At 60.5% G+C, this 24,804-nt stretch carries 27 protein-coding genes; 19 read left to right on the top strand and 8 right to left on the bottom strand.

Translation table 11 applies throughout. The annotated features are described in order from the left end of the window. Positions 1 to 10: 10 nt before the first annotated feature. On the top strand, positions 11 to 919 hold the full coding sequence (locus tag CFI11_RS16175; protein ID WP_130407757.1) for a RimK family alpha-L-glutamate ligase: 909 nt from the start codon (positions 11 to 13) through the stop codon (positions 917 to 919). Positions 920 to 928: 9 nt separating this feature from the next. On the opposite strand, the gene CFI11_RS16180 is transcribed toward CFI11_RS16175, so the two are convergent. Genes CFI11_RS16180 through nthA form a run of 3 tightly spaced genes read right to left on the bottom strand, consistent with a single transcriptional unit; the run spans position 929 to position 2,534 of the window. Continuing rightward, the gene (locus CFI11_RS16180) at positions 929 to 1,246 is read right to left on the bottom strand and encodes a nitrile hydratase accessory protein (RefSeq protein ID WP_130407759.1); all 318 of its coding nucleotides are present in this window, start codon (positions 1,244 to 1,246) and stop codon (positions 929 to 931) included. Continuing rightward, positions 1,243 to 1,920 carry a nitrile hydratase subunit beta gene (gene nthB / locus CFI11_RS16185; protein WP_130407761.1) on the bottom strand — a complete coding sequence of 226 codons (678 nt, stop codon included), beginning with the start codon at positions 1,918 to 1,920 and terminating at the stop codon, positions 1,243 to 1,245. Before nthB ends, CFI11_RS16180 begins: the two co-directional genes overlap by 4 nt. Continuing rightward, positions 1,917 to 2,534 (bottom strand): nitrile hydratase subunit alpha, encoded by a 618-nt coding sequence (gene nthA, locus CFI11_RS16190; protein ID WP_130407763.1) that lies wholly within the window; start codon positions 2,532 to 2,534, stop codon positions 1,917 to 1,919. The genes nthB and nthA overlap by 4 nt, the downstream gene beginning before the upstream one ends. A gap of 110 nt (positions 2,535 to 2,644) precedes the next feature. Here nthA and secG point away from each other — a divergent pair, with 110 nt between their 5' ends. From secG to CFI11_RS16205, 3 genes are all read left to right on the top strand, one after another. Beyond that, positions 2,645 to 3,016: a preprotein translocase subunit SecG gene (secG, locus tag CFI11_RS16195; RefSeq protein ID WP_130407765.1), complete on the top strand. Its 372-nt coding sequence runs from the start codon at positions 2,645 to 2,647 to the stop codon at positions 3,014 to 3,016. Positions 3,017 to 3,176: 160 nt separating this feature from the next. After that, positions 3,177 to 4,820, top strand: coding sequence for a CTP synthase (locus CFI11_RS16200; RefSeq protein ID WP_130407767.1), 1,644 nt, complete (start codon positions 3,177 to 3,179; stop codon positions 4,818 to 4,820). A gap of 3 nt (positions 4,821 to 4,823) precedes the next feature. Continuing rightward, entirely contained in the window at positions 4,824 to 5,807 is a 984-nt protein-coding gene (locus CFI11_RS16205) for an NAD(P)-dependent oxidoreductase (RefSeq protein ID WP_130407769.1), read from the top strand. Here CFI11_RS16205 and CFI11_RS16210 read toward each other — a convergent pair. Next, entirely contained in the window at positions 5,792 to 6,865 is a 1,074-nt protein-coding gene (locus CFI11_RS16210; protein ID WP_130407771.1) for a dipeptidase, read from the bottom strand. The genes CFI11_RS16205 and CFI11_RS16210 overlap by 16 nt on opposite strands. 113 nt (positions 6,866 to 6,978) lie before the next feature. Between CFI11_RS16210 and CFI11_RS16215 the strand changes: the two genes are divergently transcribed. The 14 genes from CFI11_RS16215 to CFI11_RS16280 all read left to right on the top strand — a co-directional run bounded on the left by CFI11_RS16215 (position 6,979) and on the right by CFI11_RS16280 (position 19,481). After that, positions 6,979 to 7,272: a DUF1330 domain-containing protein gene (locus CFI11_RS16215; protein ID WP_130407773.1), complete on the top strand. Its 294-nt coding sequence runs from the start codon at positions 6,979 to 6,981 to the stop codon at positions 7,270 to 7,272. Then, positions 7,273 to 7,710, top strand: a complete 438-nt coding sequence (locus tag CFI11_RS16220; RefSeq protein ID WP_130407775.1) for a TerB family tellurite resistance protein — start codon at positions 7,273 to 7,275, stop codon at positions 7,708 to 7,710. 37 nt (positions 7,711 to 7,747) lie between these two features. Further along, positions 7,748 to 8,188, top strand: a complete 441-nt coding sequence (locus CFI11_RS16225) for a TerB family tellurite resistance protein (protein WP_130407777.1) — start codon at positions 7,748 to 7,750, stop codon at positions 8,186 to 8,188. Then, the gene (locus tag CFI11_RS16230; protein ID WP_130407779.1) at positions 8,185 to 8,922 is read left to right on the top strand and encodes a phosphate/phosphite/phosphonate ABC transporter substrate-binding protein; all 738 of its coding nucleotides are present in this window, start codon (positions 8,185 to 8,187) and stop codon (positions 8,920 to 8,922) included. The genes CFI11_RS16225 and CFI11_RS16230 overlap by 4 nt, the downstream gene beginning before the upstream one ends. Positions 8,923 to 9,047: 125 nt before the next feature. Beyond that, the gene (locus tag CFI11_RS16235) at positions 9,048 to 9,824 is read left to right on the top strand and encodes an ABC transporter ATP-binding protein (protein WP_130407781.1); all 777 of its coding nucleotides are present in this window, start codon (positions 9,048 to 9,050) and stop codon (positions 9,822 to 9,824) included. A gap of 28 nt (positions 9,825 to 9,852) precedes the next feature. Then, a complete protein-coding gene (locus CFI11_RS16240) occupies positions 9,853 to 10,575 on the top strand; it encodes a transporter substrate-binding domain-containing protein (protein ID WP_130407783.1) in 723 nt (240 codons plus the stop codon). A gap of 92 nt (positions 10,576 to 10,667) precedes the next feature. After that, positions 10,668 to 11,555, top strand: coding sequence for an ABC transporter permease (locus CFI11_RS16245; RefSeq protein WP_130407785.1), 888 nt, complete (start codon positions 10,668 to 10,670; stop codon positions 11,553 to 11,555). Then, positions 11,552 to 12,358 (top strand): ABC transporter permease, encoded by an 807-nt coding sequence (locus CFI11_RS16250; protein WP_130407787.1) that lies wholly within the window; start codon positions 11,552 to 11,554, stop codon positions 12,356 to 12,358. Before CFI11_RS16245 ends, CFI11_RS16250 begins: the two co-directional genes overlap by 4 nt. 67 nt (positions 12,359 to 12,425) lie before the next feature. Continuing rightward, complete coding sequence (locus CFI11_RS16255) at positions 12,426 to 13,745, top strand: glutamine synthetase family protein (RefSeq protein ID WP_130410048.1); 1,320 nt, start codon at positions 12,426 to 12,428, stop codon at positions 13,743 to 13,745. Positions 13,746 to 13,805: 60 nt separating this feature from the next. Further along, the gene (locus tag CFI11_RS16260; protein ID WP_130407789.1) at positions 13,806 to 14,486 is read left to right on the top strand and encodes a type 1 glutamine amidotransferase; all 681 of its coding nucleotides are present in this window, start codon (positions 13,806 to 13,808) and stop codon (positions 14,484 to 14,486) included. Next, entirely contained in the window at positions 14,483 to 15,841 is a 1,359-nt protein-coding gene (locus CFI11_RS16265) for a glutamine synthetase family protein (protein ID WP_130407791.1), read from the top strand. The genes CFI11_RS16260 and CFI11_RS16265 overlap by 4 nt, the downstream gene beginning before the upstream one ends. 63 nt (positions 15,842 to 15,904) lie before the next feature. Further along, the gene (locus tag CFI11_RS16270) at positions 15,905 to 17,218 is read left to right on the top strand and encodes an FAD-binding oxidoreductase (protein ID WP_130407793.1); all 1,314 of its coding nucleotides are present in this window, start codon (positions 15,905 to 15,907) and stop codon (positions 17,216 to 17,218) included. 102 nt (positions 17,219 to 17,320) lie between these two features. Continuing rightward, the gene (locus tag CFI11_RS16275; RefSeq protein WP_130407795.1) at positions 17,321 to 18,514 is read left to right on the top strand and encodes a DegT/DnrJ/EryC1/StrS aminotransferase family protein; all 1,194 of its coding nucleotides are present in this window, start codon (positions 17,321 to 17,323) and stop codon (positions 18,512 to 18,514) included. Positions 18,515 to 18,557: 43 nt separating this feature from the next. Further along, positions 18,558 to 19,481 (top strand): aminotransferase class IV, encoded by a 924-nt coding sequence (locus CFI11_RS16280; RefSeq protein WP_130407797.1) that lies wholly within the window; start codon positions 18,558 to 18,560, stop codon positions 19,479 to 19,481. Here the strand turns inward: CFI11_RS16280 and phaR are convergent. The 3 genes from phaR to phaC form a co-directional block, all read right to left on the bottom strand. Further along, a complete protein-coding gene (phaR, locus tag CFI11_RS16285; RefSeq protein WP_130407799.1) occupies positions 19,478 to 20,032 on the bottom strand; it encodes a polyhydroxyalkanoate synthesis repressor PhaR in 555 nt (184 codons plus the stop codon). The genes CFI11_RS16280 and phaR overlap by 4 nt on opposite strands. 131 nt (positions 20,033 to 20,163) lie before the next feature. Next, positions 20,164 to 20,607 (bottom strand): phasin, PhaP, encoded by a 444-nt coding sequence (locus tag CFI11_RS16290; RefSeq protein ID WP_130407801.1) that lies wholly within the window; start codon positions 20,605 to 20,607, stop codon positions 20,164 to 20,166. A gap of 126 nt (positions 20,608 to 20,733) precedes the next feature. After that, positions 20,734 to 22,545, bottom strand: a complete 1,812-nt coding sequence (gene phaC / locus CFI11_RS16295; protein WP_130407803.1) for a class I poly(R)-hydroxyalkanoic acid synthase — start codon at positions 22,543 to 22,545, stop codon at positions 20,734 to 20,736. Between the two features lie 110 nt (positions 22,546 to 22,655). Between phaC and phaZ the strand changes: the two genes are divergently transcribed. After that, entirely contained in the window at positions 22,656 to 23,927 is a 1,272-nt protein-coding gene (gene phaZ / locus CFI11_RS16300; protein ID WP_130407805.1) for a polyhydroxyalkanoate depolymerase, read from the top strand. A gap of 143 nt (positions 23,928 to 24,070) precedes the next feature. Here phaZ and CFI11_RS16305 read toward each other — a convergent pair whose 3' ends face one another. Next, complete coding sequence (locus CFI11_RS16305; protein ID WP_130407807.1) at positions 24,071 to 24,790, bottom strand: alpha/beta fold hydrolase; 720 nt, start codon at positions 24,788 to 24,790, stop codon at positions 24,071 to 24,073. Positions 24,791 to 24,804: the final 14 nt, after the last annotated feature.

Below are 24,804 nucleotides of genomic sequence, written 5' to 3' on the forward strand. Positions count from 1 at the left end.
GGTTAAAGCGATGCCGCACAACGCCCCCATTCATGTCTGGCTGCTTTTCCCGGCTGACCGTGACGTTGCGCCGACCCGCTATACCAACAAACGTTTTCTCGAAGTGGCCGAGGCAGAGCAGTGCCGGATCGAAATCATCGACCCGCGCGCCATTCCCGACAATGTTCTTTGGCCGGAGGACGACAGCTTGTCCGCGCTCAGATCCATGTTCGATCTGCCGCAGATTGTGCTGGCACGCTCTGGCGCGCGGATGGGCAAGAAAGGGCGGCAATTGATGCGGCTCTTGGAGCGGGACGGGTCAGTGACCGTTCTGCCCACGGCTTCGGCGCTTTGGCGCGCGGGGGACAAGATCCGGACGGCGGACCGTTTGACGGAGCACAACCTCGCAACGCCACTGACATTCGCGCTGGAGGGTCTGGATCTCGCGCACCTGCCATTGGACTTTCCAATGGTTCTGAAACGGGCACGCGGCAGCAAAGGCGTCCAGGTTGCGCTGTGCCAGGACCTCGAAACCCTTAAGCAAGCTGCAGAGGCGTTGCCAGGGAAAAGCCCGCTGCTGATCCAGCAGTTCATCAAAGCCAGTTTCGGACGCGATATCCGGGTGTTCATATCAGGGGGGCAGGCCCTTGCGGCGATAGAACGGCGCGGAGCGGAGGGTGAGTTCCGGTCCAACATCGCTATGGGTGGAAATGCCATCGAAGTGCCAATGGATGCGGAGCTTGAAAGCCTTGCTGTGAAGGCCGCAAAGGCGCTGGAGCTGGACTTTGCTGGCGTGGACATTCTGTGCGGTCAGGACGGCTATCTTGTCTGCGAGGTCAACGCCGCCCCGGGTTTCGAAGCCGTCGAGGAGGTTACCGGTCTCGATGTCGCCAGTCGTATGCTGCAGGACGCAAAAGCCATCGACGCCGCACGGCGCTAAATCCCTTTGCTAACTCTCGGGTAACGTGACCGGAGCGCCGTGCGGCGTGCTCAGATAAGCCTGTTCCCAGGCGTGTTTCATGTCGCGCATTTCAATGGGCGCCGCTGTTCCATCCTCTGCCAGCAGTGCTTCGAGTGTTTCGAGCCAGGCGTTGAAGTAGTCGTCGCCCCCGTTCAACTCACACTCCAGACCGTGCCGGGCCAAGGTTTCTGAAAAGCGGGCCGCCCAGGATGGCCAGTCGAACCGGCCGGTCTCGTTCAGATGCACGGTCAGGGCAAAAAGCTGGGCATGCCAGGGCGCATCAAAGACTGGCGTTGGCCCGATCATGCCGGCGCCAGATAGGATTGCCAGAGATCCAGGATCACTTCGTCCTGCGGATGTTCGGGCTGCGCCCAGAGCGCGGCAGCCGGGAAGGCAACCGCATACAAAGGTTCAGGCGCCTCACCCAAGCCATGGGCATTGCTGTCGGGCAAGACATGCGCGCCGTGCAAATGCACCACGTGGCCCTCCGCCCCCTGGGCATAGGCCGGCAGCCGGGTATGTCCGCCTTCGACAAGGCGGTTTGCAGCCGGTCTTTGGGTACGAACCGCGTCGCCAATCGCGAAACGCGCTGGGGTATCCGATGGACGATCCGCAGGCCCTCCGCGCGCCAGAACGCCCGCAACAGCATCCGCCTGCAAGGCGCGATCAGCCAGCATATGCCTGTCAGATGTGCCCTCGTCGCGCAGATCCGACAGGCTCAGAACACCCGTCTCGACCAGCAGATCCGCAAGGGCGGCGAGCCACTTCTCGTAATAGCCAAAGCCCATGTAGTCGGACGGGGCGAGGCGTTCGCGCGCGTGGCGTGAAACATCGAGGTTCCACTGCCCCAACGCCCCTGCCGCCAAGGTGATGGCCAGGGCACGGGCGTGCCAATCCTCCTCGAAGACGGGCGCGTCCTCACTCGCCGGCTTTACGGCTCCGGTGCCGAAACGCCCGCCCATGTCGTGAACACGCGTCATGGCGCGGGTACCTTGGGAAGGCCGGTGCCGATCATGCTGTCCCGTGTCACCAGGGCCTGCAACGCATCAACGTCGAGATGTTCGGTGCCGGACGGGCGCTGCGGAATGACGAGGTAACGTATCTCTGCCGTGCTGTCCCAGACGCGAACCGCCGTCGTCTGCGGGAGCGAAACGCCGAACTCCGCCAGCACTTTGCGGGGCTCGCGTACGGCGCGGGCGCGATAGGCATCGGACTTGTACCAGGCAGGCGGGATACCAAGTAGCGGCCAAGGATAACAGCTGCACAAGGTGCAAACGACCATGTTGTGCGTGCTGTCGGTATTCTCTACCGCCACGATGTGTTCCCCCTGGCGACCAAAGAACCCCATCTCGGTGATCGCAGCCGTCGCATCCGACAAAAGGGCCGCATGAAATTCCGGATCGCTCCACGCGCGGGCCACGACAGCGGCCCCGTTCTGCGGGCCGATCCGGGTCTGGTAGGTGTTGATAATCTCGTCCAGCGCAGCGGGTTCGACCAGACCTTTGCGGACCAGAATGGTCTCCAATGCCTTCACGCGCAGCGCGGGGTCGGGCGGCAGATGCGTATGCGGGTGATCGGGATCGTCATGTGCCATAAGCCGACCGTCGCGTCATCCGCGTCACTTGTCCAGTCCCCAAGATCGTCCCTTGCTCAGACCTGCAAACTTGCATAGATACCGCGCAAATCGCCAACGCGCAGGTCTTCATGGAAAACGTCGTCCTTATCATTCACCTTCTTTTGGCCCTCGGCCTCATCGCTGTTGTTCTGATGCAGCGCTCCGAAGGTGGTGGATTGGGGATGGGATCCGGCGGCGGCGGCGGCGCGATGACCGGTCGCGGCGTTGCAACGGCGCTGAGCAAGGTCACCTGGGTGCTTGCGGTGGCATTCATCTGCACATCGATCACCCTGACAATCATCGCTGCACAGAACGCCGCGGGAACATCGGTGATCGACCGTCTGGGCGTGCCCGCGCCCGCCCCGGCCGAGAGCGGTGATACGCCAGCAGTGCCAAGCGGCGACAGCTTGTTGCCACCTGGCCCCGACGATAACGCACCGCTGGTTCCAAGGGCGGATTGATCCACAACACCTTGCTGTAACTCTACGTTACACAACAGCATCTTGCGGGCGATCTTGCGCATCGCTTGCGAATCTTGTATGGCTTAAGTCCCGTGATGCAGCGGTTTTTTCCAACCGATAACCGTCACAGACTTAGAAAATCACGGGGGCGACGGGCCAGATGGCGCGGTTTATTTTCATTACAGGCGGCGTGGTATCCTCCCTTGGCAAAGGGCTGGCCTCTGCGGCATTGGGTGCATTGTTGCAGGCACGCGGCTTTTCGGTGCGCCTGCGCAAGCTGGATCCCTATCTGAACGTTGATCCCGGAACGATGAGCCCGTTCGAGCATGGCGAGGTTTTCGTTACCGACGATGGTGCGGAAACCGATCTGGACCTTGGACATTACGAGCGTTTCACCGGCGTCGCCGCACGGCAGACGGATTCCGTTTCCTCGGGCCGTATCTACTCCAATGTTCTGGAGAAAGAGCGCCGTGGCGACTACCTCGGCAAGACCATTCAGGTGATCCCGCACGTCACCAACGAGATCAAGGACTTCATTCGCATCGGCGAAGACGAAGTGGACTTCATGCTCTGCGAAATCGGCGGGACCGTCGGAGATATCGAGGGCTTGCCCTTCTTCGAAGCCATTCGACAGTTCAGTCAGGACAAGCCCCGCGGCCAGTGCATTTTCATGCACCTGACCCTTCTGCCCTATATCGCGGCCTCCGGGGAACTGAAGACGAAACCCACCCAGCACTCGGTAAAGGAATTGCGGTCGATCGGGATCGCACCGGACATCCTCGTGTGCCGGTCTGAGGGGCCGATACCGGACAAGGAACGGGAAAAGCTTGCTCTGTTCTGCAATGTGCGGCCAGACAGCGTGATCGCGGCACAGGATCTGAAATCCATCTATGAGGCCCCCCTCGCCTATCATCGAGAAGGATTGGATCAGGCGGTGCTTGATGCGTTTCAGATAACACCGGCCCCCCGGCCAAATCTGGAGATGTGGGAGGATGTCGCCGATCGCATCTACAATCCCGAAGGGGAGGTGAACGTCGCCATTGTGGGCAAGTACACGCAGTTGGAAGACGCGTACAAGTCGATCAACGAAGCCTTGACGCATGGCGGGATTTCCAACCGCGTGAAGGTCAACATCGAATGGGTCGATGCCGAACTGTTCGAGCGCGAGGATCCCGCCCCGCACCTTGATGGCTTTCATGCGATCCTGGTTCCGGGCGGCTTTGGAGAGCGCGGAACCGAAGGCAAGATCAAGGCCGCGCAGTTCGCGCGCGAACACAAGGTGCCCTATCTTGGCATCTGCCTCGGCATGCAGATGGCCGTGATCGAGGCCGCCCGGAATGTCGCGGAACTGACCGATGCGGGCTCGGAAGAGTTTGACCACGAAGCAGGCAAAAAGCGCTTCACTCCCGTCGTCTATCACCTCAAGGAATGGGTGCAGGGCAACGCCAAGGTCAAACGCAAGGTGACCGATGACAAGGGCGGCACCATGCGTCTTGGGGCCTACGACGCGATGCTGAGCGACGGGTCGAAAGTCGCAAAAGTCTACGGCACGCAGGCAATCGACGAACGCCACAGGCACCGCTACGAGGTCGATATCCAGTATCGTCAGCAGCTTGAGGGGGCAGGTCTGAAATTCTCGGGCATGTCGCCCGACGGACGTCTGCCGGAAATCATCGAATGGCCGGATCACCCCTGGTTCATCGGCGTGCAGTTCCACCCGGAACTCAAATCGAAACCATTCGATCCGCATCCGCTTTTCAAGGATTTCGTGCGGGCCGCCAAGGATGTGAGCCGGTTGGTCTGACCGATGCGTGTTCTGGTCACCGGCAGCTCTGGACATCTGGGAGAGGCCTTGATGCGGGCCTTGCCGGATCTGGGCTACACCCCGTTCGGCCTCGACATCCTGCCCGGCGCGTTCACGCATCACGTGGGCTCGATCTGCGACAGGGCGTCTGTGCGTGATCTTCTTGCCGGAAACGATGCGGTGCTGCACGCAGCCACGCTGCATAAACCGCACGTGGCCACGCATTCAAAGCAAGACTTCATCGACGTCAACGTATCGGGCACGCTCACACTGTTGGAAGAAGCCGCGAGAGCCGGTGTGACGCGCTTCATCTTCAGCAGCACAACCAGCGCCTTTGGCGCGGCCCTTACCCCGGCCCCAGATGCCCCCGCGGCCTGGATCGATGAGGATGTGAAGGGCGTTCCGAAAAACATCTATGGGGCCACGAAAACCGCGGCGGAAGACCTGTGCACGCTCTTTGCACGCACGACCGAAATGGCGTGCCTTGTCCTGCGCCTGTCGCGCTTCTTTCCGGAAGAGGATGACAACGCAGCCACGCGGACCGCGTTTCAGGACGCCAATGCCAAGGCGAACGAATTTCTCTACCGGCGGGTCGATCTGGAAGACGCGGTGACAGCGCATCACGCGGCATTGCAGCATGCGCCCGGTCTTAGACAGGGGACTTTCATCATCAGCGCCACGACACCTTTTGAACCGGGTGATCTGTCCGATCTGCGTCGCGATCCGGTTGGTGTTGTGCGCAGATACCTGCCCGATATTGACGAGGTTTACGGCAAGCTGGGCTTCCGGATGTTTTCAGAGATCGAACGGGTCTATGTGAATGCACTGGCGCGTCACCGGCTAGGCTGGCAGCCGCGCTACGACTTCAAAACGGTGGTCAGGCAGCTCTCTGACGGCGCGCCCATTGGCAGCGATCTGGCGCGGGTGGTCGGCAGCAAGGGATATCATGCGCAAAGCTTCGAAGACGGCCCTTATCCCTTAGCGTGATCCTCTGGCGCCTCGCGCCATGTCTCGCCCAAAATGCGCATCCAGTTTTCCCAGCAGATCCGCTCGATACGCGCGGCCTTGTAACCATGACCCTCCATCGCCTGCACCAATGCCGGCAGCTTGTCCGCGCTGTCGATCCAATTGGGCGGCCTGCACCCGTCGAAGTCGGATCCCAGGGCGACCCCCTCCTCTCCAAGCCGGTCGATCAGATGGTCGAGATGCTGCAAGGCCACCTCGGCCGGTGTGTCGGGGTCAGGCCGACCGTGCGGATGCAAGAAGGTACATTCAAAGTTGAGCCCGACAAGCCCGCCGCTTTTTGCGATCAACGAAAGCTGGGCGTCGGTCAGGTTCCGCGCATGCGGACAGATTGCATGCGCGTTGGAATGGGTGGCCACCAAAGGCGCGTCGGAAATCTCGGCGACATCTGCAACCCCGGCGGCGTTCAGGTGGCTCAGGTCTATCAGGATGCCCAGTTCATTGCATCGTACGACCAGCGACCTGCCAGCCTCGGTCAGGCCACTGCCGATATCCCCGTCGGACGGGAACCGAAAGGGCACGCCATCACCGAAAATCGTCGGACGGCTCCAGGCCAGCCCGAGCGAGCGCAGACCGCGTGCATAAAGCTGATCAAGCTGCGACAGATCAGGACCGATCGCTTCGGCCCCTTCCATTTGAAAGATCGCGGCGATCTGGCCGGCGGTCTCTGCCTGACGGACCTCGGAAAGACTTTGGCAGACCTTGACCGCGCCTAACTCGTCAAGCGCCCAAAGAATGTCCGCCTGTGCGTCGATCAGTGTCCAGGCCTCGGCCTGCGGAACGGCGGGCGGCAGCGGCAGATCGTATGTTTCGGCGCGCGTGGCCGCTTCCAAAGCCTCCAGCGAGAGATCCGACTGGGCCCATGTCGCAAAGAAACCACCCCCAAATCCGCCGATCTGGGCGCGCATCGCATCAAGCTGACCGGCCAGACCGGTCAGGAAGCCGCCCGCCGCCGCCCGTCCGCCATTTTGCGAAAGGTGGGTCAACACGTCATTATGCCCGTCAAAGACCATTTGTGTCATGTGGTTTCGCACGCCTTTCTGCTTTCGGTGCACCCTGCGCCGCCCCCACGGGATTGCCAAGTGCGAAAGCCTCGCTCAGGATGGTTAGGCCGAACAAATGCGGGGGAGCAAAAATGGCGAAGGCCTATTGGGTTGCGCATGTCGATGTCGATGACCCGAATGCATATGAGAGGTACAAAGCCGCCAACGCCTTGCCTTTCAAAACGTTCGGAGCCCGATTCATCGTGCGCGGCGGCCCTCAGGACATACGCGAAGGCACGACGCGGGCGCGCACGGTCGTGCTTGAATTTCCCAGCTACGAAGCAGCCGTTGCCTGCTATGAAAGCGAAGCGTATCAAAGTGCGAAAGCCCTGCGGGACCCGATCTCGACAGGCGATCTTGTCATCGTTGAGGGATACGAAGCCTAAATGCTGACCCGTTTGCTGTCTGCGTTCCGCAAGTCCGAGCCGGAGCCGCTGCCCGAACCCGACACCGATCTGGCGCTTGGCGCGCTTTTGGTGCGTGTGGCCATGTCCGACAACGAGTATCAGATCGAAGAGATCAGCCGGATTGACCGGATCCTGGCAAAACTGTTCGATCTGGACCCGGTCGAAGCCGCCAAGATGCGCGCAACCTGTGAAAAGCTGCACCGCGCCGCGCCGGACACGGATGTCTTTGCCGAACTGATCCGGCTGGAATTGGGATATGATGATCGCCTCGCTGCGCTGGAAGCGCTTTGGCAAGTCGTTTTGGCCGATGGTGAGCAGCAACAGCCCGAGGTCAATATCGTGCGCGATGCACAGCTTGTCCTGGGTCTGAGCGATGTGGACAGCGCCACCGCACGGGCCCGCGCGATGAACGCGTGACCTTGGCCTTGATCCCGCGCTGCTCTATATCACCGCCATGTTTGCTGACTTCCTGAAACGATTGACAAGTCCCGAGCCTGCCCCGCTGCCCGACGCGGATGCGCGGCTTGCCTTGACGGCCCTTCTGGTGCGCATTGCCCGATCCGACGGCGCCTATGACCCGGAAGAAGTGGCGCGCATCGACAAGATCACCGCCTCGCGCTTTGGCCTTTCGCCCTTCGAAACGGCCAAGCTGCGCGGAGAGGCTGAGACGCTTGAGGCGGAAGCGCCCGACACCGTACGCTTTACCCGCGCGATCAAGGATGCCGTGCCCTACGAGGACAGGCTAGGCGTGGTCGAAGCGTTGTGGGAGGTCGTGCTGGCCGATGGCGTGCGCGAGGAAGAGGAAAACGCGCTTTTGCGTCTGGTGGCCAACCTGCTTGGCGTGAATGACCGCGACAGCGCGCTTGCACGGCAGCGGGCGCAAGCCGCCTCATGATCGCAAGCCTGGGTATGTACGACATGCCCGCCCTGCAGCCCGTCAACGACAGGCTCTGGCAAGAAATCCGGGCGCGCCTTGACAACGGACCCGCCGACCTGACCCGTGACCGCACACTTTGGGATATCTGGGTAAGTCCCGATCTTCTGTTTGCACAGACATGCGGCATGCCCTTTCGGACAAAGCTGCACGATCATGTGGCTTTGATCCGAACGCCTGACTATGGGCTGCCCGGATGCCCCCCGGGTCACTACAATTCAGTGATCGTGGTGCGCGGCGACGATCCAGCCACAGATCTTGCCGATCTTGACGGGGCCGCCCTTGCCTATAACGAGCCTTTGTCTCAATCGGGTTGGGCGGCAATCTACACGCAGATGAGCGCGCGCGGATATCGGCCGGGCCGATGCATGGCAACCGGCAGCCATGCAGCATCCGCCCGTGCCGTGGCTGACGGAAATGCGCGCTTTGCCGCGCTAGACGCGCTGACATGGACACTCTTGCAAGACCACGATTTGGCGTTGACCGGATCTCTGCGCGTCTTGATGCGGACCGACCCAACCCCTGCCCTGCCCTTCATCACGCGCAAAGGCCGTGACACTGAAACGCTTGCCCGTGCTCTGGAGGCCGCGATTGCTGCGTTGCCCGCTTCGGACAAGGCCGCTCTGCATCTGAAAGGAACGGTGGAGATCCCGGCATCGGCCTACCTTTCAGTCCCTACGCCGCCTGCGCCCTAGGCAAATGCGGTTTCCGTTCGGTCACTTTGCCCAGTGACTAGGCAAATTCGCCGTTTTGCACATTGCATCGGCGCAATTTTTCGGCCCTAGTATCTGCTGATTATTGCCTGCTCCCGGAACTCCTTGTGTCAGACACGCAGCCCGTTATCGAAATCCGCAACCTGCACAAAAGCTATGGCACGCTCGACGTGCTGAAGGGTGTCGATATCACGGCCCAAAGAGGGGATGTCGTATCGCTGATCGGGTCCTCCGGTTCGGGCAAATCCACCCTCTTGCGATGCGCCAACCTGCTGGAAGACAGCCAGCAGGGGGAAATCGTGTTCAAGGGCGAACCGGTGGTTTGGCGCGGCGCGGGCATGAGCCGGCGACCGGGCGATACCAAGCAGGTGCTACGCATCCGCACCAATCTTTCGATGGTGTTCCAGCAATTCAACCTATGGGCCCACATGACGATTCTGCAGAATGTCATGGAAGCGCCGCTGACCGTGCTGGGCCGTGACCGGGCCGAGGTTGAAGAGGCCGCGCGAGGATACCTCGACAAGGTCGGCATCGGTGACAAATGCGACGTCTTCCCGGCACAGCTTTCCGGCGGGCAACAGCAGCGCGCGGCCATCGCACGCGCGCTGTGCATGGAGCCTGAAGCGCTGCTTTTTGACGAGCCCACTTCGGCCTTGGATCCGGAACTGGAACAGGAAGTTGTAAAGGTGATCAAGGATCTGGCCGCCGAGGGGCGTACCATGATCATTGTGACCCATGACATGAAACTGGCCCATGATGTGTCGGACCACGTGGTCTTTCTGCATCAGGGGCTGGTCGAGGAAGAAGGCGCGCCCGAAACACTGTTTGGCGCGCCCAAATCGGAACGGCTGCGTGGGTTCCTCTCTGCCACCCACGCCGCGTAAACGCAAAAAATCAAAGGGAGTAAACACCATGAAACACCTGATCCTGAGCACGACCGCTCTGGCCCTCAGCGCCGGGCTGGCCTTTGCCGACACCGTGCGCATGGGCACGGAGGGCGCCTACCCTCCGTACAACTTCATCAATGACGCGGGCGAGATCGACGGGTTTGAGCGCGAAGTGGGCGACGAGCTGTGCAGCCGCGCGGAACTGACCTGTGAATGGGTCAAGAACGACTGGGATTCCATCATCCCCAACCTGGTATCGGGCAACTACGACACGATCATCGCGGGTATGAGCATCACCGATGAGCGGGACGAAGTGATTGACTTTACACAGGATTACTATCCCCCCACCGCGTCCGCCTATGTCGCCGGATCCGAAGATGTCGATCTTGAAGGTGGCATCGTGGCCGCGCAGACCGCCACCATCCAGGCAGGCTTTATCGCGGAGAGCGGCGCGACGCTGGTTGAGTTCGCAACACCCGAAGAAACCATCGCCGCCGTCCGCAACGGTGAAGCAGATGCGGTCTTTGCGGACCGCGACTTTCTGGTGCCGCTGGTCGAGGAATCGGGTGGTGATCTGATGTTCGTAGGCGACCCGGTGCCGCTGGGCGGTGGCGTTGGCATGGGCCTGCGGGAAAGCGATACCGAACTGCGCGAGAAATTCGACGCGGCCATCACCTCGATGAAAGAGGACGGCACGCTGAACGAATTGCTGGTCAAATGGTTCGGCGACGAGGTCGCGACTTACTGATGCGGTCCCGGCGGGCGCGGATCCCCCGCGCCTGCCCTTAAAGCGCGACGCGGCCCGCGAGCATTTGACGGGCGGGCGATCCAGGTTCCCTGATGTTTTCATACTGTGCCGATCCCGACACGCTGGACACGGTCAGATGGTTATCCTGCTATCTGACGACGGGCGTTCACATGTCGTTTTACGCGTCCTTTCTGAAAGTGCTCGCCTTGCTTGCCGTCACCGCGCCCGTGGCCCTCGCGGTGGGTTTTCTGGGCGCGATGGCGGCGCGGTCCAGCCTTTTGCCGGTCAGCCTGCTGGGTAAAGGTTACATCTCCATCGTGAGAGGGGTGCCGGACGTCGCTTTTTTCCTTTTCTTCGTGATCGCCCTTGATCAGATGTTCGAATATGTCCGCCACCGCGTGCTCTGCCCAAGCTGGGACGCGCCGGTCCGGCAGGGGAATGAATTCCTGGTCTGCGCCTATGCAAAGCTGCCCCTTGGAACCGCGCCGGAATGGGTTCATGAGACTTATGGTTTCCTGTTGGCGGTGATTACGTTTGCTATCGTTTTCGGCGCCTTTGCCGCGAATGTCCTGTTCGGCGGCATGCGCGCCGTTCCCCGCGCGCAACTTGAAACGGCCGAGGCTTACGGCATGAGCCCGCGCCAGACCTTCTGGCGCATTCTGGTGCCGCAAATGTGGGTCTATGCGCTGCCGGGGCTTTCAAACCTCTGGATGATCCTGATCAAGGCAACGCCCCTTCTGTTTCTGCTGGGCATCGAAGATGTCGTCTATTGGGCGCGCGAACTGGGCGGGACCAAAACATCGCGCTTTTCCGACTATCCGCACGGTGACTGGCGCATGTGGTACTTTCTGGCCCTCCTGGTCTTTTACCTGATGATGACCCGTGTGTCCGAGATTGTGCTGGAACGGCTGATGCAGCGCCTGACCCGCGGTCAGGCGACGGCTGGCGGCGAAGCGCAACGCAAAGAGGCCGTCGCATGAGCTGCTGGGAAACGGTCCAGGCCTACGCCTTCCGCTCCATCGGGTTCGGAGAGCGGCTTTTGCCGCGGTCCGACTTTACCTTGTGCGAGCATTTCACCCTCATCGGGTCCGGCATGATCTGGAACGTCTATTTCGGCATCACCGCCCTGATCAGCGGCTTCTTTCTTGCCACGCTTCTGGCCCTTGGCAAAATGTCGAGCCGCGCACTTTATCGCAAGCCTGCGGAATGGTTCATCTTCATCTTCCGGGGCTCGCCCCTCTTCATCCAGTTTTTCTTTGCCTATTTCCTGTTTTTGAACCTCAAACGGACCAACGATTTCTTCGATCCCTTCACCGCTGCCTGGCTGGGAGCGCTGATCGTTCTGTTCCTGAACACGGCTGCTTATTCGGGCGAGATTTTTTACGGAGCGCTGCGCTCCATCCCGAAAGGCGACATCGAGGCGGCGGATGCCTATGGGCTTTCGGGCTGGGCCCGCTTTCGCCGGATCATCTGGCCCACCATGCTGCGGCTGGCCTGGCCCGCCTATACGAACGAGGCCATCTTTCTTTTCCATGCAACGGCGCTGGTCTTCTTCTCAAGCTTCCCGGCCTGGCAGCAACGGGGCGATGCGCTTTATTATGCCAACTACTTTGCGGACAAGACATTCAACCCCTTCGTGCCCTACCCCATCCTCGCCTTCTATTTCATTCTGTGCACGCTTGCGATCATCGGGGTGTTCGGCCTTGTGAACCGCCGTCTCAACCGGCATTTGCCCGACGCGACGCGGCCACGGCTGCGCATTCGTCCAAACCTCATCCGCTAAAGTCAGGACCTGTTGATCTTACGCCCCCGGCGGGGGTATTTGCCGAAAGTGGAGAGAGGGACCGGTGATAGATCTATCGCAGTACCAGACTGTCCGGGTTGCGGCCTGTGACCTCAACGGACAGATGCGGGGCAAGCGCCTGCCCGCACGTCTTGCCGACAAGGTGACGGAGGGCACGTTGCGCATGCCGCTGTCGGTCCTGAACGTCGATCTTTGGGGGGCGGACATCGAGGGAAGCCCGCTGGTTTTCGAAAGCGGGGACGCGGACGGCATATTAAAGCCGACGGATCGGGGACCGGTTCCGATGCCCTGGCTCTCCGCACCCTCTGCGCTGATCCCGATGGAGATGTTTTGCGAGAACGGGGCCGCATTTGACGGGGACCCCCGCCACGCCCTTGCCCGCGTTCTGCGCAAATACAAGGCACTTGGGTGGACGGTTCTGGCCGCGACCGAGATGGAATTCACGCTTGTCGATGATCGCGATGACACGCTCGTTCCGCCAGCCAACCCCCGCCACGGCCGTGCGCTTCAGGGGGAGGCGATCCTGTCCCTGGCACAGCTCGATGCGTTCGACGTGTTCTTCAGCGCCATCTATTCGGGCTGCGACGAGATGGGTATCCCCATGCAATCGGCGATTTCGGAGAGCGGGGTCGGCCAATTCGAGATAACCCTGCACCACCAAGACGCGATGAAGGCCGCGGATGACGCATGGCTTTTCAAGACACTGGTCCGGGGCCTTGCCCGTGCGCATGGGATGACGGCGACCTTCATGGCCAAACCTTACGCGCAGGATGCCGGCAACGGCATGCATGTGCATTTTTCAGTGCTGGATGAGAGCGGCCGCAACGTTTTTGACAACGGTGGACCTAAGGGCACATCGTGCCTCCGGGCCGCAATAGCGGGATGCCTGCGCGCCATGCCGGCCTCTACCGCGATCCTGGCGCCACATCGCAATTCATATGCGCGGCTCATCCCCGGCTCCCATGCCCCGACCGGTGCTGCCTGGGCCTATGAGAACCGAACCGCAGCCATTCGGGTCCCCGGCGGCCCACCCCCGGCGCGCCGGATCGAACATCGCTCGGCCGGCGGTGACGTGAACCCCTATCTCACCCTCGCCGCGATGCTGGGCGCGGCACTCGAAGGGATCGAGGCCGATCTGACCCCACCTGCACCGATTGAGGGGAATGCTTATGAGCTTGCCGATCTGCCGCAACTGGCACCTGATCTTGAGACAGCGCTTTGCATGCTGGAGCAGGACGACATGATGGCCCGCATTCTCCCCAAGGGCCTGATCGACAACTTCTGCGCGACCAAGCGGCAGGAACTGCGACGCTTTGAAGAGATGCCGCAGGACCGCCACTGGACCGTCTATCTGGAGACGGTCTGACCCCCTTGTCGCCTCATATGGGGCTGGCTAAGTTGAATTTGATCAAATTGACGGTGGCGTATGAAAATTGGCATCCTTCAGACCGGCCACGCCCCGGATGAGTTGCTGGCATCCTTTGGCGACTATTCGGACATGTTTCAGGCCATGCTGTCCGGGCACGGGTTCGAGTTCGTGGTCTACGACGTGGTCGATATGGAGTTTCCACCCGGTGCGGAATGCGCCGATGGCTGGCTGATCACCGGATCAAAGCACGGCGCCTATGAGGATCACGCCTGGATCGCACCGCTTGAAGATCTGATACGGTCGATCCACGCCAGCAAGCGGCCGCTCATCGGTGTGTGTTTCGGCCATCAGATCATCGCGCAGGCCTTGGGCGGAAAGGTCGAGAAATTCTCGGGCGGGTGGTCCGTCGGCCTTACGGAATATCAAACGGAGACGGGGGCCATCGCGCTGAACGCGTGGCACCAGGACCAGGTGATTGCCCTTCCCCCCGGCACACGGGTCCTGGCCAAGAACGATTTCTGCGAAAACGCGATCATTGCCTATGGCGATCACATCTGGACGGTGCAGCCCCATCCCGAGTTCGACCCCGCCTTTCTTGAAGGTCTGATCCGGACGCGCGGCAAAGGCGTGGTTCCGGACAGACATCTGGCGGCTGCGGCGGCCAGCCTGGAGACCGAAACCTCGAACGCAGAGATTGCGATGCAAATGACCACCTTCTTCAAGGCCCATGCCCCATGAGCGACTGGATGACCACCCTGCCCGAAGCCGCACAGGCGTATCTGGACGGGCGCAAACTGGACGAGGTGGAGTGCGTCATCGCCGACCTGCCCGGCATTGCGCGTGGCAAGGCCGTCCCGGCCAGCAAGTTTGCGCGGCAGACCTCCTTTCATCTGCCCGACAGCATCTTCTTTCAGACCATTACAGGCGATTGGGGCGAAGCCGCCGGAGAAGAAGGCTTTATCGAACGCGACATGATCATGAAGCCGGACATGTCAACGGCGACAGCTGCGCCATGGACCGGGGATTGGACGCTGCAGGTCATACATGACGCCCATGACCGGGACGGCACGCCGATCCCGTTCAGTCCGCGCAACGTGCTCAAACGCGTGGTGGAGCTTTATCACGAGCGCGGCCTGAACCCTGTGGTCGCACCGGAGATGGAGTTTTTCCTGGTTGCACGCAACCTTGATCCGGCAAAGGATATCGAGCCGATGATGGGGCGTTCGGGGCGTCCCGCAGCGGCCCGGCAGGCCTATTCCATGACCGCGGTTGACGAGTTTGGCCCGGTGATCGACGACATCTATGATTTCGCCGAAGCGCAGGGTTTCGAAATCGATGGCATCACGCAGGAAGGCGGCGCGGGTCAGCTAGAGATCAACCTGCGCCATGGTCATCCCGTCAAGCTTGCCGACGAGGTGTTCTACTTCAAACGTCTCATTCGAGAGGCCGCGTTGCGGCACGATTGCTTTGCCACGTTCATGGCCAAGCCGATCGCGGACGAGCCGGGCAGCGCGATGCACATTCATCATTCCCTGCTTGATATCGCAACCGGACAGAATGCGTTTGCCGGCCCGCAAGGCGGCGAAACCGATGCCTTTTTCTATTTCATCGCGGGATTGCAGAACCACCTGCCCAGCGCGATGGCGGTGATGGCGCCTTACGTCAACAGCTACCGGCGTTACGTGAAGGATCACGCGGCACCGATCAACCTGGAATGGGCCCGCGACAATCGCACCACGGGGATTAGGATCCCGCTCTCGGGGCCGGAGGCACGGCGTGTCGAGAACCGCATCGCGGGCATGGATTGCAATCCCTATCTGGGCATCGCCGCCAGCCTCGCCTGCGGTCTTTTAGGACTGGAAGAGGAGCTGCGTCCCGATCGGCAATTCAAGGGCGATGCATATGAAGGAGAGGGGGACATACCGCGCGTGATGGGACAGGCGCTTGACATATTTGACGGCGCCACGCCTTTGCACCGGGTTCTGGGTGAGGAATTCTCAAGGGTCTATTCCATCGTGAAACGCGCGGAGTACGAGGAATTTCTGCAAGTGATCTCTCCCTGGGAACGCGAACATCTTCTGCTGAACGTCTGAACGTGGCGCGGGACGCACGCGTGCCTTCAGACAGACAAAGAAACGCGACCGAAAGCCAGTAAGATGCCGCGCCTAAATCTGCTTTATGCCAATGACGAGCCGGGCGCATATCCGAAAAGCTGGTACGCGGATACGGCGCCCGCCCTGCCCGCCTTTCCTGCGCTGGAGGAGGATCGGACGGCGGATGTTTGCGTCGTCGGGGGCGGATATACGGGCCTCTCCGCGGCGCTTCAACTTGCTGAAGCGGGTCTGGACGTTGTGCTGCTCGAAGCGCAGCGTGTCGGCTTTGGCGCATCGGGCCGCAATGGCGGGCAGTTGGGCAGCGGACAGCGGGTCACCCAGGACAGCCTGGAGCCGCTCGTCGGCAAGGATCATGCACGCCATCTCTGGGCGATGGGGCAGGATGCAAAGGCGTTGGTAAAATCCCTGATCGAACGCCATGCTATTGAATGCGACCTTGTACCCGGCGTGGTCTGGACGGGATCGACACAAGCCGAAGTCGATGATTTGCACGCCTATGCGAGCCATCTTGATACCGTCTACGGCTACCGGCATATGGAAACGCTGGATGCCAAGGCTTGCATGGCGCTTTGTCCATCACCGGATTATCGCGGCGGTATCGTCGACTGGGACGCGGCCCACCTCCACCCCTTGAAACTGGCCTTGGGGTTGGCAAGGGCGGCCGAAACCGCCGGTGTCCATATTCACGAACGCAGCGCAGTGAGCGAGATTATCGAGGGCAATCCCGCGCGGGTCGTAACCACCTCCGGCACGATCTCGGCCCGGCATGTCGTTCTTGCGTGCAACGGATATATGGGCAGTCTGAACCCGCGCGTGGCCGCCCATGTGATGCCGATCAACAACTTCATTGTCGCGACGGAACCCCTGGGGGACCGGGTGAACACCGTGCTGACGCAGAACGTCGCCGTCGCGGACAGCAAGTTCGTCGTCAACTACTTCCGCCTCACCCTGGACGGGCGCCTCTTGTTTGGGGGTGGTGAGAGCTATGGCTATCGGTTCCCATCCGACATTGCAGCCACCGTCCGTAAGCCGATGAGCCGGATCTTTCCGCATCTCGCAGACGTTCCCATCACCCATGCCTGGGGCGGCACGTTGGCCATCACGATGAAGCGTTTGCCCTATCTCGCGCGGGTTGGGCCAAACATCCTTTCGGCCTCCGGCTATTCGGGGCACGGCGTAGGCACAGCCACCCATGCCGGCCAACTGATGGCGCAAGCCATACTTGGAGAGAGCGCGGGCTTCGACACGATGGCACGTATTCCCACGACACCTTTCCCCGGAGGTGCGCGGCTGCGCTCTCCGCTGCTGGCTCTGGCCATGACCTGGTACGCGTTGCGCGACCGGCTGGGCATCTGACGCCAGGTTCCTTCCGAAAAAGGGTTCGAGGTTCAAAAAGGGGTTGGCCGGCCCGCCCCCTTAATTTACAATTCGTGAAGGTTCAATTCAGGAAATCGAAATATGAGCGTTGCGCCAGACGTCCACCAAGCTGAGCCCATCCCCGAAGCTGCCCGCGTTGCCATTGAGGAATTGCTGCAATCCGGTGACCTCTTCCGCTACACCGCGCCGGAAAATGCGCCGGTTTCGCTTCTTGAAGCGGAATTTGCCGAGATGATCGGCAGCCGCTACGCGCTGGCCGTCTCGTCCTGTTCGGCGGCGCTTTTTCTGTCGTTGAAAGCGCTTGGATTGCCGCGAGATGCGCGGGTGCTGATCCCCGGCTTCACCTTTGCGGCGGTTCCGTCGTCAGTGGTGCATGCCGATTGTGTGCCCGTCCTGTGCGAAGTGGGCGAGAATTACCGGGTCGATCTGGAAGACTTCGAGGCCAAGCTGGACGAGGGCATCTCGGCCGTCATCATCAGCCATATGCGCGGCCATACCAGCGACATGGACGCGATCATGGCCCTTTGCGACGCGCGTGACATCCCTGTCGTCGAAGACGCGGCGCATTCACTCGGGACCACCTGGGCCGGGCGTAATATCGGGACGATTGGGCGGATCGGCTGTTTCTCGTTTCAATCCTACAAGATGATCAATGCGGGCGAAGGCGGCATCCTGATCACGGATGATGCGCAACTCGCCGCGCGGGCGGTGATCATGTCGGGTGCTTACGAGCACAATTGGAAGAAGCACCCCGTCTTGGCTGATGCGTTTGGCAAATGGCAAAATCAGCTCCCGCTCTACAACCTGCGTATGAGCAATCTGAGCGCCGTGGTCATCCGGCCGCAACTGCCTGAGCTTAACCGACGTGTGCGCGACGGATTGGTCAATCATGACTATGTCGCGGCACGCCTCGAAAGCTCGCCCTATATCCGCGTCCCCGCTCCGCTAGACCCCGAGCGGCGCGCGCCCGATTCCATTCAGTTCAACCTGATCGACCTCGATGACGAAGAGATCCGATGCTTTGCCGATGCCGCAAAGCGGCGGGGCGTCAGCGTGCAGGTCTTCGGACAAAGCCAGGACAATGCGCGCGCCTTCTGGAACTGGCAGTTTCTGGGTGAGATTCCGGAACTACCCAAGACCCGCGCGATGCTGATGCGGGCCTGCGATGTTCGGTTGCCCGTGCGGCTGAAGCGGGAAGAGCTGGATGTCATCGCCGATATCCTTCTTGCATCCGTTACGGAGGTGACGGGACCGGTGCGCGCCTACGGCACGTAGCGCGAAGCTTGCGCAATCCCCTGGCTTGACGCACTCTGTCTCCATGCAGGACGTTAGCAAAGGTGCCGCCTGGATGGGCGGCAACATCATTCCGATCAGCGACGCGGCGGTTTCGGTGACCGACTGGGGCGTGACGCATTCTGATATCGGCTACGATGTTGTGCCCGTCTGGAAGGGGGCGTTCTTTCGGCTGAACGATTATCTCGACCGGTTCATGGCCTCGGTCCACGCCTTGCGTTTTGACATCGGTGTGGATGCGGATGCGGTCGCTGATATCCTGCACGACATGGTTTCAGCCTCCGGCTTGCAAAACGCTTACGTGGCGATGGTGGCGGCGCGGGGCAGAAACCCGATCCCCGGCAGCCGTGACCCCCGCGATTGCAACAACCACTTTTACGCCTGGTGTGTGCCTTACGTTCACATCGTCAGCCCGGACCAGGCCGACCAAGGCACGTCGGTCTGGATTGCGAAGTCGGTCAGACGTATTCCGCAGGACAGCGTGAACCCGAAGGTCAAGAATTATCACTGGGGCGACTTCACCTCTGGCCTGTTCGAAGCCAAGGACAAGGGCTTTGAGACCACGCTTCTTCTGGATCACGAGGGCAACGTGACGGAAGGCCCCGGTTTCAATGCGTTCGCGGTCTATGGCGATCGTGTTGTGACATCGGACCATGGCGTGCTTCACGGGATTACGCGGGCCACCGTCCTCGATATGTGCCGGGAACATGGTCTCAGGGTGGAAACACGCCCACTGCCGTTAGAGGAATTCTGGCACGCGGATGAGGTGTTTCTATCGTCCTCCGGCGGCGGGGTGATCCCCGTTGCGAAAGTCGATGACCGCACCTTTTCCAATGGCGCCGCCGGGCCGGTTGCCTCGCGTCTGAGGGCAACCTATTTCGAGGGGCTCGAAAAAGATCACCTGCGCACACCGGTCAGAAGCCATGGCGGGATGACGGAAACCGCTTAGCTGAGTTTGGACAGTTTCTCCTGCAACTCGGCGAGCTGTTTTTTGATGTCGTCCAGCTCTTCACCCTCCTCGGTGCCTTTGTCGGTCTCCCGACCCGGCCCGCTCCACGAGCCCGAAAGCCCCCCGGTCATTGCTTTCAGAAACGCTTCCTGCTGTGCCTTCATCGCCTCGAACCCCGGCATTTTAGCCATCGGGTTCATCGCGCTCATGTTTTCCATCATCTTCGATTGACTGTCTCTCAGCATATCGAACGAGGCCTGAAGAAACTGCGGGACAACTCCGCCTCCGGGCACCATGTAGCTGCGGACAAGATCGTTAAGCACGTTAACGGGAAGAACGTTTTCGCCCCGGCTTTCATGCTCGGCGATGATCTGCAAAAGATATTGCCGGGTGAGATCGTCGCCCGATTTCAGATCGACGATCTGAACTTCGCGCCCTTCCCGAATGAAACCGGCAATATCTTCCAGCGTCACGTAATCGCTGGTTTCTGTATTGTATAACCTGCGACTGGCGTAGCGCTTGATCAGCAGCGGTTTTTTCTCTTCCGCCATGTCGTACCCTCCCCGACGATGATGCATCGCAGCAAAGCCTATGCGAGCGCAGAACAAAAAGAAAGGGCAGGTCCTGAGACCTGCCCTCGCGCGATTGCACCTTTAGGGAGGAGGAGGTGCAGATCAGCGTCTTACTTTGCAGCCGCTTTTTTCGCAGCAGCCGTCACGTCAGCCGTGGCTTTCTTGACCGCAGCCGTTGCGTCTTCTGTCATGTCCTTGCCGGCTGCCATCATCAGCTCGACCGTGTCCATCTGGACTTTCTTGGCGATCTCGGCAAAGGCCGCCATGTGCTCTGCTGCCACTTCGGCGCTGGCCGAAGCAAAGTCTGTCATCGCCTTTGCGTAATCCGCCGGCTCAGCTTTTGCTTTCGACATATCGGCCATCTTGGACAGCGTGTCTTTGGTCCATTTGCTGGACACTTCGGTCGATTTTTCTGCGGCTTCCAGAGCCACGCCCGACAGTTTCTCGCTCAGTGTCGCGGTGGTTTTAAATGCTTCTTCCATTGCAGCCGTATCCACCGGGAACGCACCCATCATGTCTTTCATCATGGTGGTCATGTCTTGTGCTTTCGCCATCTCAAAATCCTCTCATGCTGTACGGGCCCACCCCGTTCTTCATCAGCTGCCAATAGAGTATATGCTGCAGCGCAGCATTTCAAGACCCAATATGCCGCACCGCAGAAAGAAGCGGGAAATGGCGGATCAGGATGCGGCCGCAGCCTTTATGCGCACATAGCTGCCTGGCGCGCTTTCCAAAACGGGATGACTTGCATCTCCTGGGTTCCGCGCTGGCACCTTTTTTCCAGAGCGTTTCGACAGCCAGTCCTGCCAGTGCGGCCACCACGACCCCGCGTGAAATTCCGCCCCCTCAAGCCAGGCATCGGCATCAAGTTTGAGATCGGAATTGGTGTAGTGACCGTATTTGTTCTTGGATGGCGGGTTCACGATACCCGCGATGTGGCCCGACTGGGTCATGATGAAGGTCTTGCTGCGCGATTTCATCTGACAGAACCCGCGGTAGCTGTCTTTCCATGCAGCGATATGATCGGTCTCGCAAGCAATCGCACAGACCGGAACATCGACATCCGAGACGTGCAGCTGCTCACCAAAAAGCTCAAATCCGGCACCCGTGAACTCATTTTTCTGGCACAAGCCGCGCAGATACTGCATCGCCATCTTCGCAGGCAGGTTCGTGCCATCGCCGTTCCAATACAGCAGATCAAAGGCCGGCGGGGTCTGTCCCATCATATAACTGCGGATCGCCGGGCTGTAGACAAGGTCGTTTGACCGCAGAAAGCTGAATGTCCGTGCCATGATATAGGACGGCAGGATGCCGCGCTTGGCCACCTCTGCCTCGATCCCGTCGATGAAGTCGTCCTGCAGGAAGGGCGTGAATTCACCCTGGTCGCCAAAGTCCGTAAGCGCGGTGAAGAAGGTTGCCGATTTGATCGACTTGTCCCCCCGCTTTTTCAAAAGCGACAATGTCATGGCAAGGGTCGTACCGGCGATGCAATATCCGACGACATTCACCTGCTTTTCGCCGGTGATGGCCTTGACCTCGCGGATGGCAGCCAGAAACCCATCCTCGATGTAGTCTTCCATCCCGACATCGCTGTAGCTTGCGTCGGGATTGACCCAACTGGCCACGAACAGGGTATAGCCCTGATCGGTGATCCACTTGATCAGGCTGTTCTGCTCTTTCAGATCAAGGATGTAGAACTTGTTGATCCAGGGCGGGAACAGGATCAAAGGGGTGGCGTGCACGGTTTCGGTCGTCGGACGAAACTGGATGATCTCCAACATGCGGTTACGATAGATCACGTCTCCCGGCGTCGTCGCGATATTGCGGCCCAATTCAAACGCCTGTTCGTCCGCCAGGCGCACAACCAGCTCGCCATTGTTGGCTTCCAGATCGGCAACGAGGTTTTCCAGCCCATCGACCAATGACTGACCGTCCGTTTCGACAGCTTTTTCCAGCGCATCGGGATTGGTGGCCAGAAAGTTTGTCGGGGCCATCATGTCCACGATCTGACGGGAGAAATAGGCCAGCCGCTTCTTTTCGACCGGATCAAGCTCCTCGACATCCTGGACCGCCTGCTCGATCGCGTGCGCGTTGATCAGATATTGTTGCTTGATGAAGTTGAAGTAAGGATGCGTGTCCCAGAGGGGATTTTTGAAACGTGCATCCGAAGGGCCGGGATCCGCAGGCGCCCGCAACTGCCCCTTGGCGAGCGCTTGCTGGGCCTCGACAAAGTGCATGACGGACTGCGACCAGAACGAAAGTTGGTGCTCCAGGATCTTGGCCGGATTTTGCAAAGCTTCGGTCCAATAAGCCGTTGCTGCCCTTGCAAACAATTCCTGATTCGGGCCGTCCAGCGCAGCATTGTGAGGGGTCTTGTGGGACATAACGTCCAACAACCGCTTTGACAGACGCTCAACCTTACTTAGGTTTTCTGTAAGACGTTCAAAGTGTTCGGCCGGCACGTCCGCCGGCACGTCATCGCTAGTTGTCATTTTAAGGATTCCCCCCTACTCTCGCTGCTGTGCAGAATAACGTCGCTGGTTTCGGGGGACAAAGCGACGAATGGTCCGACTTGTTGCAGTCGCTTAAATGGAGACCCGAAATGCGGTACATGCTGACCTACGACCTGATGGAAACGGCGCGCAACACCAACCAGTGGATGGGTGCGTCGGCCCTCGCAATGGCGTCCTACCCCGTGTTCAGTCTCTTCCCGAACCCGGCGCTGGAATGGATGGCGGCCTGGGGCGAGGTCACGGAACGCACCTTCCAGCGCATGGTGGTCAAGCCAGACTGGGGCATTCCATCGGTCACCTGCGAAGACGGCAAGGACCACCTTGTGCAGGTCGAAACTGTCCTTGAGCGGCCGTTTGGCGATCTGGTCCACTTTGCCGTTCTGGGGCGAAAGCCGCGTCCAAGGCAGGTTTTGCTTGTCGCGCCGATGTCGGGCCACTACGCAACGCTGCTGCGCTCCACCGTCACCAGCCTGCTGCCAGATTGCGAGGTTTACGTGACCGACTGGCACAATGCCCGCGACATCCCCGTAAGTGCGGGCAAGTTCGATGTCGAAGACTATACGCTTTATCTTGTCGATTTCCTGCGCCATCTCGGCCCCGATACACATGTCATCGCCGTCTGTCAGCCAGCTCCGCTCGCTCTCGCCGCGACGGCCTACCTGGCCGAAGAGGATCCAGATGCACAGCCGCGCTCCCTCACCCTGATCGGCGGGCCCATTGATCCGGACGCAACCCCGACGGAAGTCACCGATTTCGGTCGCCGCGTCACCATGGGCCAGCTTGAGCGTACCATGATCCAGAGGGTCGGTTTCAAGTATCCTGGTGTCGGGCGTCTGGTTTATCCCGGCCTCCTCCAACTGGCGTCCTTCATGTCGATGAATGCCGACCGTCACGGGCAGGCCTTCATGGACCAGATCAGCCGCGTCGCACGGGGTGAAGCGTCCGACCACGATGCGCATAACCGCTTTTACGACGAATACCTCGCCGTGATGGACATGACGGCGGAATTCTACCTCTCCACCGTCGAGCGTATCTTCAAAGAGCGCGAGATTGCGCGCAATGTCTTCACCGTGGCGGGGCGGCGCGTCGATATTGGCAAGATCACCCGCGTGGCGGTCAAAACGGTCGAAGGCGCGAAGGACGACATTTCCGCCCCTGGCCAGTGCGTCGCGGCGCTTGATCTGTGCACCGGGCTGCCGGACGAAAAGAAGGCAAGCCATGTGGAGCCCGACGCGGGCCATTACGGGATTTTCGCCGGCAAAGGCTGGCGCAACAACATACGCCCTCTCGTCCTGGACTTCATCGACGCGAACGGGCCCAACCCGACCAAAAAGGCTGCGAACAAGAACGCCGCGGCCTGAGCAATTGGGAGGCGGAGAAGCCCTGCTACTCCGCCGATGACCAAGCACGGCCCAAGCCGGTTTACTTTGGCCTCATTGCACCTGTTTTTCGCATGAACGAGCTGAGCGACGTGTCCTTACGCCGTGCTCAGTTTAGCAATCCGTCACAGCGCGTTCTGAAGGATCAAGGGCTGACGCAGCCAGTCACGCAATGCGTCGAGCGTGGCATGCGGCTGTTCAAGCGATGGCAGGTGCCCCGCGCCCTCGATAACGCGCAGCTTGGCCTTGGGGATCAGTTCGGCCATGAAACTATGGCGCTTCATCGGGGTCAGCCCGTCATGTTCACCGCACAGAACCATGGCCGGAACCTTGATTTTCCGCAGCGTGCTTTGCTGATCGCGACGGCGCTGCAGCGCGCGTGACTGACTGACATAGACGTCCGGGCCCAGATCACGCGCCATCGTCAACAGCGTTGCCATGACATCCATCCGGCCGGGACCAGGGGCCAGATGATCCGGCTTGAACGTTTCCGCCATCACCGCGTCCAGCCGCCCTGCCCGTGCGCCCACGATCAGCGGCTCGCGCTCCGCGGCGGCTTGCGGGGTTTCCGCAAGCGGATCGGTGTCCATCAACGCCACGCGCGCAACCCGTTCCTGCGCGCGGCGCAGGATTTCCATCGCGACGATGCCCCCCATACCGCACCCGACCAGCGCGAAACGCGCAGGAAGATGCGGCAGGATGCTCGATGCAATCTCCTCAATCCGCTCGCCCAAGGTGATCGGTGCCACAGTGACCACCCGCTCGGTACTCATCATACGGATCTGTTGATCGAAGACGCGGGCATCGGCCATCATGCCCGGTAAGAACACGACCGGTTCAGACATCGCCACTCTCTTTG

The organism is Thalassococcus sp. S3, from assembly GCF_004216475.1.
GTDB lineage: Bacteria > Pseudomonadota > Alphaproteobacteria > Rhodobacterales > Rhodobacteraceae.

Bases quoted from the DNA above. Each gene is read 5' to 3' on its own strand.
- CFI11_RS16175 (WP_130407757.1), top strand. From the start codon at position 11: ATGCCGCACAACGCCCCCATTCATGTCTGGCTGCTTTTCCCGGCTGAC.
- CFI11_RS16180 (WP_130407759.1), bottom strand. From the start codon at position 1,246: ATGATCGGGCCAACGCCAGTCTTTGATGCGCCCTGGCATGCCCAGCTT.
- nthB (WP_130407761.1), bottom strand. From the start codon at position 1,920: ATGACGCGTGTTCACGACATGGGCGGGCGTTTCGGCACCGGAGCCGTA.
- nthA (WP_130407763.1), bottom strand. From the start codon at position 2,534: ATGGCACATGACGATCCCGATCACCCGCATACGCATCTGCCGCCCGAC.
- secG (WP_130407765.1), top strand. From the start codon at position 2,645: ATGGAAAACGTCGTCCTTATCATTCACCTTCTTTTGGCCCTCGGCCTC.
- CFI11_RS16200 (WP_130407767.1), top strand. From the start codon at position 3,177: ATGGCGCGGTTTATTTTCATTACAGGCGGCGTGGTATCCTCCCTTGGC.
- CFI11_RS16205 (WP_130407769.1), top strand. From the start codon at position 4,824: ATGCGTGTTCTGGTCACCGGCAGCTCTGGACATCTGGGAGAGGCCTTG.
- CFI11_RS16210 (WP_130407771.1), bottom strand. From the start codon at position 6,865: ATGACACAAATGGTCTTTGACGGGCATAATGACGTGTTGACCCACCTT.
- CFI11_RS16215 (WP_130407773.1), top strand. From the start codon at position 6,979: ATGGCGAAGGCCTATTGGGTTGCGCATGTCGATGTCGATGACCCGAAT.
- CFI11_RS16220 (WP_130407775.1), top strand. From the start codon at position 7,273: ATGCTGACCCGTTTGCTGTCTGCGTTCCGCAAGTCCGAGCCGGAGCCG.
- CFI11_RS16225 (WP_130407777.1), top strand. From the start codon at position 7,748: ATGTTTGCTGACTTCCTGAAACGATTGACAAGTCCCGAGCCTGCCCCG.
- CFI11_RS16230 (WP_130407779.1), top strand. From the start codon at position 8,185: ATGATCGCAAGCCTGGGTATGTACGACATGCCCGCCCTGCAGCCCGTC.
- CFI11_RS16240 (WP_130407783.1), top strand. From the start codon at position 9,853: ATGAAACACCTGATCCTGAGCACGACCGCTCTGGCCCTCAGCGCCGGG.
- CFI11_RS16245 (WP_130407785.1), top strand. From the start codon at position 10,668: ATGTTTTCATACTGTGCCGATCCCGACACGCTGGACACGGTCAGATGG.
- CFI11_RS16250 (WP_130407787.1), top strand. From the start codon at position 11,552: ATGAGCTGCTGGGAAACGGTCCAGGCCTACGCCTTCCGCTCCATCGGG.
- CFI11_RS16260 (WP_130407789.1), top strand. From the start codon at position 13,806: ATGAAAATTGGCATCCTTCAGACCGGCCACGCCCCGGATGAGTTGCTG.
- CFI11_RS16265 (WP_130407791.1), top strand. From the start codon at position 14,483: ATGAGCGACTGGATGACCACCCTGCCCGAAGCCGCACAGGCGTATCTG.
- CFI11_RS16270 (WP_130407793.1), top strand. From the start codon at position 15,905: ATGCCGCGCCTAAATCTGCTTTATGCCAATGACGAGCCGGGCGCATAT.
- CFI11_RS16275 (WP_130407795.1), top strand. From the start codon at position 17,321: ATGAGCGTTGCGCCAGACGTCCACCAAGCTGAGCCCATCCCCGAAGCT.
- CFI11_RS16280 (WP_130407797.1), top strand. From the start codon at position 18,558: ATGCAGGACGTTAGCAAAGGTGCCGCCTGGATGGGCGGCAACATCATT.
- phaR (WP_130407799.1), bottom strand. From the start codon at position 20,032: ATGGCGGAAGAGAAAAAACCGCTGCTGATCAAGCGCTACGCCAGTCGC.
- CFI11_RS16290 (WP_130407801.1), bottom strand. From the start codon at position 20,607: ATGGCGAAAGCACAAGACATGACCACCATGATGAAAGACATGATGGGT.
- phaC (WP_130407803.1), bottom strand. From the start codon at position 22,545: ATGACAACTAGCGATGACGTGCCGGCGGACGTGCCGGCCGAACACTTT.
- phaZ (WP_130407805.1), top strand. From the start codon at position 22,656: ATGCGGTACATGCTGACCTACGACCTGATGGAAACGGCGCGCAACACC.
- CFI11_RS16305 (WP_130407807.1), bottom strand. From the start codon at position 24,790: ATGTCTGAACCGGTCGTGTTCTTACCGGGCATGATGGCCGATGCCCGC.